Here is a 13270-nt window from a genome sequence, read left to right as displayed (position 1 = left end):
GTATTGGCCTTTAGGCGATTTCCCGTCGCTGCGACGCAGCGACAGGGGGCGGCTAAAGCCCAATACCAACACTCCTCCCGTCTGACGACACCGACGCTTTTTCATTCTAGGCGAGCAATCAGACATGCACCAAACCATCACCGTCTCGTTCAGCCTGCTGCTGATCGTCGTGCTCTCACAAACGACTGCGTTTCGCGTCGCATCGGCACAACCTCCTTGGAAACGACACACGATCGACAACACCCAGCGTGGTGCCGACGGCGTGCGACTGGCAGACTTCAACGGCGACGGGTTGATGGACGTCGTCACGGGCTGGGAAGAATCGGGACTGGTGCGGCTGTACGTGAATCCCGGCCCTCGTGCGGCAAAAGAAGCATGGCCGATGGCGACGATCGCGAAAGCGAAATCGCCCGAAGATGCCGTCCCGATGGATCTCGACGGCGACGGACGAATGGACATCGTCAGTTGCCACGAGGGCAAGCAGCGCCAACTACTGGTCCATTGGAACAACGCCCCGGCATCGGATTCCAACGCGTCGGAATTGTTGCACGATCGGAACTGGACGTCCGAGCGCTTCAAACAACTCGACGGGGTGATGTGGATGTTCGCCCTGCCGTTGGGCAAGGTTGATTCCCGGCCAGCGCTCGTCGTCGGTGCCAAGGGGCCCAAGGCCACGATCACGCTGTTGCTCGGCCCCGCGACCCACCCACGCGACCTGTCGACATGGACCACGATTCGACTGCGGGATGCCGGCTGGATCATGTCGCTGCGCGCCGTCGACATGGATCGCGATGGGGACCAGGACATCGTGTTCAGCGACCGTAAGGGCAACCGCCGCGTGGCGGCCTGGCTGGAACAACCGGCCAATCCCCAGCAACCTTGGACCGAACATGAAATCGCCGGCAAGGACATGGAGGTGATGTTTCTGACCGCCACCGCCGAGCGTTGTTTAATCAGCACGCGAGAGAGGATGGTGCTGGATTGGCAGCGGAGCGGCGCGGCCTGGACGGTGACGAAGTTGCCCAACCCGCCGGGGATCGAGTTGGGCAAAGCGATCGAAAGCTTACCCGATGGTCAACTCGTGCTGACGGCCAACACGCATGCCAGTTCCGATCCCGACCGGCCCGGAATCTGGATTCGTGACGTTTCGGGAAACTGGTCCGCGATCGATCCGACGACGCGAGTGAAATTCGATCGGATGGAATTGATCGATCTCGATGGCGACGGAGATCTGGACGTGATGACCTGTGAAGAACGCCGAAACCTGGGCATCATCTGGTACGAAAACCCGGCGAATTGAACTCTCAGCGGAGCAGGGCAGGGGAGTGGGCAGAAAAAGCCTGCGCAGCAAAATACCGAAGGCTCATGATTCAGTGACCGGCTGCGGCGGTTCCTTTTTTTCAATGCCCGGTATCAAGAAGATCAGTGTGCCGATCGTCATCGAGGCGGCCGCCATGATACAACCGGTGACCACCGTCACGATCCAGCCACCGAGTTCGGTCTTGATCTGAAACGGATTCTGATCGAAATCTGCTCCGGACGCTTGCCCCATCGCCTCAGCAACACCCAATGCCACCAGTCCCGCTACGATCTGAAGCAGCGGCACGAACTGGCTGAGCGCGACGATGCTTGCGCCGGTGACCAATCGCTTGGCCACCCTGGGCCGAGTGGCACAGAGCCACCAACCGACCAACAAGAACATCGTGACGGCGATGACCAGGCCGCTCCAGCCGCTTTTCCCCAAAATTTCAGCACCAAACAGCATGGGTATGATCAGGTTCACGCCCAACGCGACCGGCCAGGCGACCATCAAACTGCTGTTCCGCGACCGCCGATTCGCAACCGGCTCCGCCGCGTCGGCCGGTTGCTGGGGCGGAGAATAAGGGTTCGGTTCGCTCATGGATCGGATGAGGGGAAGGGCAGTGCAGGGGAATCATAACGTGAAATGGGGATGGCAGAAAAATGAAGGTCAGAAAAATGAGTACTCAGTACCCAGTACCCAAATCATTTTCCTGTCTTCCATTTTTCTGCCATCCCCCGCACCCTGTTTCACACCCTGTTTCACGCTTTCCCTTCCAGAATCGCCTAGACCCCGTCGTTGTCGATTCACTACTGTCGGCCGTCAAACGTTTCGATTGCCTCCCCTGCGTGAACAGGTCCTGCAGTGTCCCCGATCCAACGATTCCGCCCTTGGTTGCTGCCGATCGGAGTGATGGCCTGTTTGGTCGTGATTCTGATGCCGTTGCCGACGGTGATCATGGATTTTTTGTTGGCCGGCAACCTCGCGTTGGCGGTGGTGATTCTGTTGACGACCATCCACGTCGCCACGCCGCTGGAATTCAGCGTATTTCCGACGCTACTGCTGGCGACGACGCTGTCCCGTTTGGTGCTGAACATTGCGACGACTCGGCTGATCTTGTCCGACGCGCCCACGGCCGGCGAAGACGCCGCGGGGGGCGTGATTCGCACCTTCGGTCAATTCGTCGCCGGCAATCAGATCGAAGTCGGTCTGGTGCTGTTTTTGATCTTGGTGGTGGTCCAGTTTGTGGTGATCACCAAGGGGGCGACACGGATCAGCGAAGTCGCCGCGCGATTTGCGCTCGACGGCATGCCGGGACGCCAATCGGCGATCGATGCCGACTTGAATGCGGGAAACATCGACGCGGCCACGGCGGCGGGCAAGCGTGACGACCTGATCGCCGAAGCCGACTTTTACGCCGCGATGGACGGTGCCGGAAAATTTGTCCGCGGCGATGCGGTCGCCGGGCTGGTGATCACCGCGATCAACATCATCGGCGGTCTGTACCTGGGCGTCGTCGTCTCCGGCAAGGAAGTGGCCGAAACCGCCTCCGTGTTCACCAAACTCACCATCGGCGACGGGTTGGTCAGCCAGATCCCATCGCTGTTGATTTCGCTGTCGGCGGGCGTGCTGGTCACGCGCGGCGCCCGACGAACGAATTTGTCCGACAACTTCGTGACACAATTGTTGGGAAACTCCAAAGCCCTGCTGATCGCGGGCGGGTTTCTGCTGTTGCTGGTCATCACGGGTCTGCCCCCGATCCCCTTGATTTTGCTGGGCAGCGGATGTGTGCTGATCGCCACCACGCTCGACCGCAACGAGAAACAGCAAGCCGCCCAGGCAGAACGTGAACGTGAAACCGAGGCCCAAGCGGCCACGCCGACGCAAAAGCGCGTCGAAGACTTCTTGACCGTCGACCCGCTGGAAGTGGCGATCGGTCTGGGGCTGCTACCGCTGGCCGACCCGATTCGCGGCGGTGATCTGATGCAACGCATCGCCAGCTTGCGAAATCAGATGGCCGCGGAAATCGGTATCGTGTTGCCCAAGGTGCGGGTACGCGACGACGCGACGCTCGGCCAACAGGAATACGAAATCCGCCTGTTCGGTGACTTCGTCGCCCGCGGCGAGTTGCGTGTCGACAAGCTGCTCGCCAGCGGTGACGGTAGAACGACCGGAAAACCAGATGGCGAATCGGTCCACGAATTCGGCGGCACGACGTCGATCTGGATCGATCCGGCGAGCCGCGAACAAGCGATGATCTACGGATACAAGACGCGGACGGCACCGGGCGTCCTAGCCGATCACTTGGAACAAGTCGCCCGCGCCCACGCCGACGAACTGCTCTCGCACGACGCCACGAAACACCTGCTGGATGAATTGCGGCAGGTGGCTCCGGCGTTGGTGGACGATTTGGTCCCGAATCGACTGTCGATCAATGACGTTCAAAAAGTTTTGCAGGGACTGTTGCGTGAAGCGATCCCGATTCGGCAACTGGGCATCATCCTGGAAGCTCTCGGTGACGCCACGGCGCAGTCCAACGAGGCGTCGGAGCAAATCGAAAGCGTCCGCCGACGGCTGGCAAGAACATTGTGCTCCCAACTCCGCGACGAACAACGCACGCTGCGGGTCGTCACGCTCGAATCGTCCACCGCGGCACAGCTGCAACCGTTCAATGCGCCGACGGGGCAGGGGGATCACTGGACCGATCGTCAAGCCGGTTCGGACGCGACGCCTCAATTCGGAATCCGCCACAACAAAACACAAGACGTCACTTGCGACGCGATTCGTCAAGCCGTTAAGAACCTATCCAGCGAAGGTTACCCGCCGGTCCTGTTGGTCGGCCCGCATCTTCGCCGCCGCGTGAAACAGGTGACCGAAGAAGCGGGAATCTGGACCCACGTTCTGTCCACCAACGAAATCACCACCGACACTCAGCTGGAAATTCACTCGACGGTCGGCCGTCCCACCTCCACTGCCGCCGCTTAGTCCTGACGATCCTCCGACACGCCTTTTTACAGCCCACTTGATGCAAGTCAAAATTTTCCGAGCCGCGAATTTGCAAGCTGCCCTGGAGGAGATCCGGGAACAGCTCGGACCGAATGCATCCGTTCTGCGAACGCGACAGTGCCGTGACGGATGGATGGGTTGGTTGGGCCGCAGTTACGTCGAAGTGACCGCCAGCAGCGGCGACCAGCAACGCGACGCGGCCGGCATGACGGCCGAAGACACGCACCGCTCGCTGGGACGCTTGTCGGTCCATCAACAGACTCCCAGTACGGTCCCGATCGACGCGCGACGAACACTATCGGTCGTCGGCCGAATGCCGATGAGCCCGACCCGACCGACCGGCGGGACTCACCTGAATCATTCACGATACTCCGATCCCACGGCGGACTACCGCACCGGTCTGATCTCGCTGGGCGTTTCCGAAGCCGTGGCCGACCGCTGGATCCGTTCGACCAGTGGTTTTGTGGCCAACCTGGGCGACCCGGTGGACCCGTCCTGGCTGGAACAGCTGCAACGCAGCGTCGCCCGAGAGATCCGTCTCAGCGGTGCGATTCAACTCAATCCCGGCGAACGCCGAATCGTGGCGTTGATCGGTCCGACCGGCGTCGGAAAAACCACGACGGTGGCAAAGCTTGCCGCCGGGTTCCGAATTCAATCCAAACGACGTGTCGGTCTATTGACGATCGATACGTTCCGAATCGCCGCCGTCCAGCAGCTCCAAGCCTACGCGCAAATCATGGACTTGCCGATGAGCGTGGTCGAATCGACCGACCAGATGCGTGGTGCGATTGACCAACTGGGCGATGTCGATTTGATCTTGATCGACACCGCTGGACGGAGTCCCAAGGGTGACATGAGCATCGCCGGCTTGGCCGAACTGCTACGCACCGCCCAACCGGACGAAACCCACCTGGTCATCAGCGCGACCAGCACCGCCGCGGTGGTGCAATCCGCCCTGGACGGATTCGCCGCCGCTAGACCGACTGCGGCGATCCTCTCGAAACTCGACGAAACCCCTTACACCGCGGGCGTGCTCTCGGCGCTGACGTCGTCACGCGACCGCCTTGGGCTGCCGATCAGCTACGTGACCAACGGACAACATGTCCCCGATGACATCGCCGTCGCAACCGCCCAGCGGCTGACCGAGCGATTGATCCCTGCGTCCGCCGGCGTGCGGCAATTCGAAGCCGCCTAAAAGAAACGAACAAGAAAACTCAACTCACCATGAGAAACAACCGATAGAGAAGAAGCCGAGGGCTGGAAACTCAAAAGACGACTTGAGATTTTTTTTGAGAGACCACCTTCGGCGACTGGGTTGACCCCGGCACACACGAACAAGAAAGCTGGACAAGGATCGTCTGGCCCATTGGACGTGCCCGTGCAGAGATTCGACCCTGAGTGGCGCTGACGGTTATTGTTCGCAGCAATGTGACACGGATCGTCGGCAACAGCGAAAGCGAAAGCGAACCCCAAACATGACCTCGGCGACATGATGTCGTCGGCAGTCGAATTGAAGATCACGGAGGATTGGATGCCAGCCGCAGTTTCAACAGACGATGAAATCCTAGAGGTTTGGAAACGATTCAAACAGACCGAGAAGGATGCGGACGAATACGAACCTCTACGCAATCGCCTCGTCGAGCGTTACATGCCCTTGGTTCGATACAATGGTGAACGCATTTGGCAGCGTCTGCCCGATGGCGTCGAACTCGACGACCTGATCAGCGCCGGAATCTTCGGCCTGATGGACGCGATCGATGCCTATGACATGGACCGCGGCGTCAAGTTCGAAACCTATTGCGTGCCCCGAATCCGAGGCGCCATGCTGGACGAACTACGCACCATGGATTGGGTTCCCCGGTTGGTCCGCAGCAAAGCCAGCAAGCTGGCCGTCGCCAAGAAGCAATTGGAAACCAGGTACGGGCGTCCCGCGACGGTGCAGGAATTGTCCGAACACATGGAGCTTTCGATCGCCGAAGTCGAGAAGATGGAATCGGACGCCAATGCCGTCGGCGTTGTCTCACTGAACAAAAAGTGGTACGAGACCGACAGCTACAAGGACGTTCGCGAAATCGACATCCTGGAAGACAAGAAAGGCGAAGACCCGACACGACGTGTTCAGAAGAACGATCTGATGCGTTTGGTCACCAAGGGACTCAATCGCAACGAACGCTTGATCATCATTCTTTATTACTACGAAGAATTGACGATGAAAGAGATCGGTGCGACACTGGATTTGTCCGAGTCGCGGGTCAGCCAGATGCACACGTCCATCGTCAACCGCTTGCAAACCCAACTGGGCATGCGACGGGTCGAGTTCGGCACGGCGTGACGGTCCTCCAGTCCGTCCGAAGTCCACGTGACTTCGACGGCGTGTCCTCCGTTTTGTAATTGAGTCCACCGCGTGCGCGTCGCCCACATCATCACTCGCATGATCATCGGCGGCGCCCAGGAAAACACGCTGCTGAATTGCCTGGACTTGATCGAGCATCATGACGATGAAGTGATGCTGATCACCGGGCCGTCGCTGGGGCCCGAAGGCGACTTGCTTCACCGCGCCGGTTTCTTCGGCGACCGAAGTCGATTGCGGGGCAGGGCAGGGGAGTTGCAAATCGAACTGCTGCCGATGTTCCGTCGCAACATCCATCCGCAACGCGATTGGGCCGCTTCGCGGGCGATCCGAAAAACAATTCAATCCTTTCGCCCCGACGTCGTGCACACGCACAGCGCCAAGGGCGGGTTGCTGGGACGAAACGCCGCCTGGTCGCTCGGCGTGCCGGCCGTGATCCATACCGTTCACGGTGCGCCCTTTCACGATTTCCAGCCCCGAGTGGCGCGCGAATTCTTCCGACGTTGCGAACGCTTCGCCGCATCGCGCTGCCACCACCTGATCTCCGTGGCCGACGCGATGACCGATTTAATGGTCCAAGCCGGCGTCGCACCGCGAGAAAAATTCACGACCATCTACAGCGGGATGGACGTCGACCCGTTCCTCCGCGCCAACGAGCATCGACAATCGGTCCGCGAAAAATACGACATCGCGCCCGATCGCATCGTGATCGGCAAACTCGCGAGATTGTTTCACCTCAAAGGCCACGACGACCTGATCACCGCCGCGGTCGATGTGATTGCCCGGTGCCCCCAGACCCTGTTCCTGCTGGTCGGTGATGGCATCTTACGCGAACCCCTGACCCGGCGGATCGAATCGCTCGGCCTGACCAACCACTTCGTGTTCACCGGACTGGTTTCCCCCACCGACGTCCCCCCGCTGATCGGTGCGATGGACGTGCTCGTGCACACCTCGCTGCGCGAAGGCCTGGCCCGGGCGCTGCCCCAGGCGTTGATCGCCGGAAAACCGGCGGTCAGCTTCGACGTCGATGGCGCGCGTGAGGTCGTGATCAGCGGCGAAACCGGTTTCCTGGTTCCGCCGCGGGACACCACCAAATTGGCGGATTCACTGATCCGCCTGGTCGAAAACGACCAACTGCGGCAAAGCTTGGGCGGGGCAGGGCAGAGGCGTTTCACCGAGCAGTTCCGCCACGAGACGATGACGCAGCAGGTTCGCGCCATCTATCAACGCATTTTGGAACGCCGATCACCCTGAATCGCCTCCCGGTGACACTTTGGCTCTAACGGTGTTAGCGGCACGGCGCGAGCCGTCCGGTCGCGTTTGAAAAACACCGGGAAAGACCGGAGGGCTCGCGCCCTACCGCTAACAAGAAACACCGCGTTTGGCGTCAAAATAGGTGGCATTGGGCGTGAGCCATCCGGTGGTTTGCGTCACCGCGTGACCTGAATCGGTCGCTCGCGGGCCAGCGGCGGCCGATTCCCCGGCTTTCGCGATTGCCTTGGCGTCAACTATGATGCCAACGGGCAGGGTCTGGTAAACTCTGCCGGCTCTGACAGCCCCCCCGACGAGATGGTCGCGGGGCCGGCTAGAACTCCGACACGCTGCCATTTCGTCCATCGGTTACTAATGACCAAGACCCGAGATTTCTACGGCCCGTACCGATTGACTCGTCTGATCCGCTCCGGCTCGACCGCCGAGGTCTGGGAAGCGATCCACGAACATGACCAGGAACGCTTCGCGTTGAAGATCCTGAAAGGGCAGATGGCCAAGGACAAGAACGAAGTCAATCTGCTCAAGCACGAATTCAACGTCGGCAAGGACCTGCAAAACAGCCCCCGGATCATCAAAATCCTGGATTATTCGATCGCCAACGATCGGCCGTTCCTGGTCCTGGAACTGTTCAGCGAACTGAACATCAAACAGGCGCTTCGACGCGGCCCCGACTCGCTCGCCTTCATGCTCGACAAGATCATCGAACAGGCCGGCGAGGGCATCTATTACATGCACACCCGCAACTGGATCCACCTGGACCTGAAACCCGACAATTTCCTGGTCAGCCGCGAAGGTGAAACCAAACTGATTGACTTCACGATCACCGAAAAGAAGAAGACCGGGCTGAGTAAGATCTTCCATCGCAAAACCCTAGCCAAGGGAACCCGCAGCTACATGGCGCCCGAGCAGATCCGCCGCAAGGTCTGTGACGAACGGACCGATATCTATTCCTTCGGCTGCGTCCTGTTTGAAATGGCCACCGGCAAGCCCCCCTTTACCGGCGACACCCCGAACGATTTGCTCAACAAACACCTGACCGCCTCGATCCCCAGTGCGATCGCCTACAACAACAACGTCACGAAAGAATTTGCCGATCTGATCAAACGCATGATGGCCAAATCGGCATCCGCCCGGCCGGGTTCGATGTGGGACTTCTTGAAGGAGATCCGGTCGATTCAACTCTGGAATAAACGCCCGCGCAAACCGGAGATTAGCGTCTTCGACAGCATGCCCGGCATCCGTGGCGCCGATGACATGCTTCGCAAACCATCGGCTGCAGACCTAAACGACGAAGAAGAGGATTGACAATCGATGGCCGGACCCGGACTCGATTTCGAAATCGAAATCGCTGAACTTGAAACCCGCATCAGCGCCCTCCAACGACAGACCGAACGCAGTGAAGCCGCCGAAGCCGAATTGCGGTCGTTGCGGACGGACCTTGCCAAACAATTGCGCGACGTCTATTCCTCGCTCGATCCGTGGCAAACCGTTCAAGTCGCCCGACACAAGAACCGCCCCTACACCAAGGACTACCTGAACCTGGCGTTCGACGATTTCGTGGAACTCCACGGCGACAAACACTTCGGCGATGACCGGGCGATGCTGGCCGGCTTCGCCAAATTGGATCGCTTCAAAGTCATGGTGCTCGGCCACCAAAAAGGACGTACCTTCAAAGAACGCGCCGCCTGCCACTTCGGTTGTGCCCATCCCGAAGGCTATCGCAAGGCGATGGTCAAAATGCGATTGGCCGAAAAATACAAACTGCCCCTGATCTGCTTCATCGATACACCCGGCGCCTATCCCGGCGTCGGTGCCGAAGAACGGGGCCAGGCGCAAGTGATCGCCGAAAGCATGTTCAAAATGAGCCAGCTGAAAACGCCGATCATCTGCATCGTGATCGGCGAAGGCGGATCGGGAGGGGCGTTGGGGATCGGTGTCGGCGACCGGATTGCCGTCATGCAACACGCCTATTACAGCGTGATCAGCCCCGAAGGTTGCGCCGGCATCCTCTGGAAAAGCCACGAACACGCACCCAAAGCCGCCGCCGCACTCCGCTTCACCAGCGATCACCTCAAACGCCTCGGCGTCGTTGATGATGTGCTCGACGAACCACTCGGTGGAGCCCATCGGGATCATCACCAAATGGCCACCCGACTCAAAACGTACCTCTCCAAAACACTCGGCGAGCTCGAAACCCAGTCGGTCGATCAGTTGCTCGACTCGCGTTACGAAAAATTCCGACGCATCGGAGTCTTCCTCGAAGAGGCCTCCTGATTGCCCGTCGCGGAATCGACGCACGGAGTCCGAACGCCCCTCCGAAGAAATCTCCCTCCCTGGCAGGCATTGGTGTCGACAGTGGAGCAGGTTTTACCCCGAAAGGGGTTGCAGCAAGTAGCCGGTGGTCGCCTTAGCGCACCACCGGGATCCTTACAACCGTTTGTAGATTGACCCCGGATGGGGTCACAGCAATCCGACGCTGCGACCCCTTCAGGGTCGTTTTGTACTATTTTTCCCGTTCCGGCGGTGTTCGCTGCGCTCGACCGCCGGCTACTTTCTGCCATCCCATCCGGGATGAAAAGATGTGGGTAATCCGCAGGGCATCACCCGAGGCTATGGCTGTAAACGGCCGTTGGCCGACGCCATCCACTCCGACCAGATCTGACACGCAAAAGAGGTGTCGACACCCATACCCGGGCGGAGAGTGACCAGCCCCCTTGATTTTCAACGACTCAAAAACTGCACGAGCGCAGCGAGGGGAGGGTACCGTCGTTTAACGACCATCCGGTTCGTTCCGGCCGACGGGCAACACGACGTTTATTCCGCGCCGGTTTCGCCCTGCCCGCCAGTCGCCGGCCCACCTCCCCAAGCCCGCAAAACCTCGGCCGCCGAAACTCCAAATCCGAAGACACCAGACTGCGGCTCGTCGCCTGCGCCGCCGTCTTCGACCGGCTCTCCCAGATGGACGCCGACGACATGCCCCGCGTCGTCCAGCAGCGGGGCGCCGGCAGTCGCCTGCAGAGAGAGCCGCGAATTGGCAAACCGGTACTCGATCCGGCCATCGCCGTCGACCTGGGTCACGGTCGCTTGATGAGCCACGCGGCTCGGCGAGGCTCCCGCATACACCGCCGTCGCCATCCAAACGGTGTCGCCGACATGGGGCGTCGCGGTTGCGAATTGCAGTGGTCGAAGCCCCCGAGCCAATGCGCCCGCTGAGACGGCGACCAGATCACGCGTCCATCGGTCGCCATCCGATTCGTCGGCGTCTTCGAACTCGATGATCTGCCTCAGCTGTCGCATCGCATCGGCGGCACCGAACGCTTCGCTGACCATGATCTTCGTGACGCCACTGCGGGCGGCTTCGGCCGCGTCGCGGTTGACGACGGGATCGGGTTGTTGAAGCGCCGGATGCAGCGGCATGATCATGACCGGATCATCACCGGGCACCAAATGGACCGCAAACGCAGTCGCATGAATCCTGTCTGGATCGATTTGATAATCGTTGACCGCCACGTAGGGACGCCAGATCTGGAAATCGCGAACCGCCGGTCCGAGGTAGGGATCGGCAACGGCGGGAGAGTTGGCAAGCTGCTTGGCCGAGTCACCGGAATCGGACTCCGATGAGCAACCGACCAGGCCAAGAGCGAGCAACAGACCGGCACCCGACAGCCGAACTGTCGGGCACAACATTTCCATGATCTTCAAGATGCAATTCCGAGTAGCAAAACGAAACACGAAACAAGTTAGAGTTCACTTTCGGCGTCGATGACGGCTTCATCTTCCGCCTGAATTTCCGCTGCAACGTCGGTGTCGATCTCGGGCGCGGCGGAGCCGCCGCAGCCGATCATCGGCATCACCAAGCACGCGGTGATCAAGATCAATGCAAGACTGTAACGTCGTGCTCGAAAAGGAGCGTGAAAGAACATGGGTTCAATCCTATCAGAGGGTTGAGAAGTATTAGTTGACTTGGTTTTCTTCATGCGACTCGCCATCGTCAACGACACACAGATTCTTCCAAATCGTTGCGTCGATGTTGAAGTTATAGAACTGCACCGACCCGTCGCAGAGGGCGGCGTGGACACCGACGTGTGCTGCGCCGAAGTAGCGGTTCCAGTTGGTCGACCCACCGGCATCGCGATCGGGAGCATACGCATCGTTGTCCGACTTGGGCGGGAAGTGCCAACGGATCGTATCGGTATCCCAGCCCGCGTTGTTCCAGCGTTCGTTATCACCACCATCAAGTCCATGCTCGGTATACGGCAGTGACTTTTCGGCAAACACGATGCTGTGCGTCAGGCCATCACGGATATCAGCCAGGCGGCGTTTGTCACCGTCTTTGGCCCAGATGATGGCACCGGCACGCTTCTTGATCAGACCTCCGTTGGAGCGACTGCGGGTCGAAACAGCGGGAGCGCCGAGTGGAGCTTCGGGAATGAAGTTGACGGCCGAATCGGGTCGACCGTGGTAGAAGCCGCCGTTTCCGGCGTAATCCACGCGACCAAATTTCGCACTGCCATATCCCGTCGGCGACCGCCGAGTCGGACAGTAATAGACGGGGATCAGCACTTGAGCGACGTCGTCTTCACGTGAATTATTCGGACGATTCGGCCACCACGGCGGATCATTGGTCGCCAAGTCGTAGACGGCGGCCTGTTCCAGGAAAGGCAGAATCCTCCACTGCGCCGACCATCCCGCGCGATTCGCCGCACGGCAGCACGCGTCGGACGTTCGGCCGGACGGGTTGCTGGTGCCGGGGTCTCCATCCCAAGGCCCGGGCGGCAATTGCTTGTAGGTACTTTCGTAGTTCAGAGTCGCGAGTGCAATTTGCTTCATGTTGTTGCTGCACTGCATTCTGCGAGCCGCTTCGCGGGCGGCTTGCACCGCCGGCAACAGCAGTCCGACCAAGATCCCGATGATCGCGATCACGACCAGCAACTCAACCAACGTAAAACCGCCGGACACCATGCGATTCGAACCGCGCGCTCGCGTTGTTTTATTCAATCGAATGCAACTACCTGACCACATTGTTGTCTCCTGTAAGTGATAACTGTGGTGATTCAAAATTGTTTCAAGGGCAAACCGATACTCGTGCCGTTGATGGCAACGTGGTTCACTTATTCCGACGAAGCGTCGTCATGAACATGATGAAGTGAAGAAGGTTCATCGAAAGAGCTTTCGTGCTCCCGGCGATACCGTAGCGAGCTGATCTCGATACAAAAGTCGAGTTTAGAAGTCTTGTGGCTAATTCATCTAAACCACGCAAAAGCCATCACCAGTTTCTAACAATCGCGACACCGCATTCAGGGGCAGGAACGCCCACCTGCGGACACACGTGACGACTCATC

Annotated in this window: 11 protein-coding genes; 7 read left to right on the top strand and 4 right to left on the bottom strand. The window is 59.6% G+C overall.

The annotated features are described in order from the left end of the window. The first annotated feature begins 124 nt into the window (after positions 1–124). Positions 125–1300 (top strand): FG-GAP repeat domain-containing protein, encoded by a 1176-nt coding sequence (locus NZK35_RS08155; RefSeq protein ID WP_259632038.1) that lies wholly within the window; start codon positions 125–127, stop codon positions 1298–1300. Positions 1301–1363: 63 nt separating this feature from the next. On the opposite strand, the gene NZK35_RS08150 is transcribed toward NZK35_RS08155, so the two are convergent. Next, a complete protein-coding gene (locus NZK35_RS08150; RefSeq protein WP_259632037.1) occupies positions 1364–1900 on the bottom strand; it encodes a hypothetical protein in 537 nt (178 codons plus the stop codon). A gap of 264 nt (positions 1901–2164) precedes the next feature. On the opposite strand from NZK35_RS08150, the gene NZK35_RS08145 reads away from it, so the two are divergent. The 6 genes from NZK35_RS08145 to NZK35_RS08120 all read left to right on the top strand — a co-directional run bounded on the left by NZK35_RS08145 (position 2165) and on the right by NZK35_RS08120 (position 10202). Next, the gene (locus NZK35_RS08145) at positions 2165–4285 is read left to right on the top strand and encodes a flagellar biosynthesis protein FlhA (protein ID WP_323379621.1); all 2121 of its coding nucleotides are present in this window, start codon (positions 2165–2167) and stop codon (positions 4283–4285) included. A 40-nt stretch (positions 4286–4325) separates the two neighbouring features. After that, on the top strand, positions 4326–5501 hold the full coding sequence (flhF, locus tag NZK35_RS08140) for a flagellar biosynthesis protein FlhF (RefSeq protein WP_259632036.1): 1176 nt from the start codon (positions 4326–4328) through the stop codon (positions 5499–5501). Between the two features lie 315 nt (positions 5502–5816). Further along, on the top strand, positions 5817–6638 hold the full coding sequence (locus NZK35_RS08135; RefSeq protein ID WP_095739298.1) for a FliA/WhiG family RNA polymerase sigma factor: 822 nt from the start codon (positions 5817–5819) through the stop codon (positions 6636–6638). A gap of 72 nt (positions 6639–6710) precedes the next feature. Further along, a complete protein-coding gene (locus tag NZK35_RS08130; RefSeq protein ID WP_259632035.1) occupies positions 6711–7910 on the top strand; it encodes a glycosyltransferase family 4 protein in 1200 nt (399 codons plus the stop codon). Positions 7911–8282: 372 nt separating this feature from the next. Next, positions 8283–9233: a serine/threonine protein kinase gene (locus NZK35_RS08125; RefSeq protein ID WP_259632034.1), complete on the top strand. Its 951-nt coding sequence runs from the start codon at positions 8283–8285 to the stop codon at positions 9231–9233. A gap of 6 nt (positions 9234–9239) precedes the next feature. Then, on the top strand, positions 9240–10202 hold the full coding sequence (locus tag NZK35_RS08120) for an acetyl-CoA carboxylase carboxyltransferase subunit alpha (RefSeq protein ID WP_259632033.1): 963 nt from the start codon (positions 9240–9242) through the stop codon (positions 10200–10202). Positions 10203–10742: 540 nt separating this feature from the next. Here the strand turns inward: NZK35_RS08120 and NZK35_RS08115 are convergent. Genes NZK35_RS08115 through NZK35_RS08105 form a run of 3 tightly spaced genes read right to left on the bottom strand, consistent with a single transcriptional unit; the run spans position 10743 to position 12890 of the window. Further along, entirely contained in the window at positions 10743–11615 is an 873-nt protein-coding gene (locus tag NZK35_RS08115; protein WP_259632032.1) for a serine protease, read from the bottom strand. Positions 11616–11668: 53 nt separating this feature from the next. After that, positions 11669–11851 (bottom strand): hypothetical protein, encoded by a 183-nt coding sequence (locus NZK35_RS08110; protein WP_259632031.1) that lies wholly within the window; start codon positions 11849–11851, stop codon positions 11669–11671. A gap of 31 nt (positions 11852–11882) precedes the next feature. Continuing rightward, complete coding sequence (locus NZK35_RS08105; protein WP_407699776.1) at positions 11883–12890, bottom strand: DUF1559 family PulG-like putative transporter; 1008 nt, start codon at positions 12888–12890, stop codon at positions 11883–11885. Positions 12891–13270: the final 380 nt, after the last annotated feature.

It is taken from the genome of Stieleria sedimenti (assembly GCF_025060895.1).
GTDB classification, from domain to species: domain Bacteria; phylum Planctomycetota; class Planctomycetia; order Pirellulales; family Pirellulaceae; genus Stieleria; species Stieleria sedimenti.
The sequence above is the reverse complement of the archived record's forward strand: the minus strand, read 5'-3'. Positions and strand labels throughout refer to the sequence as shown.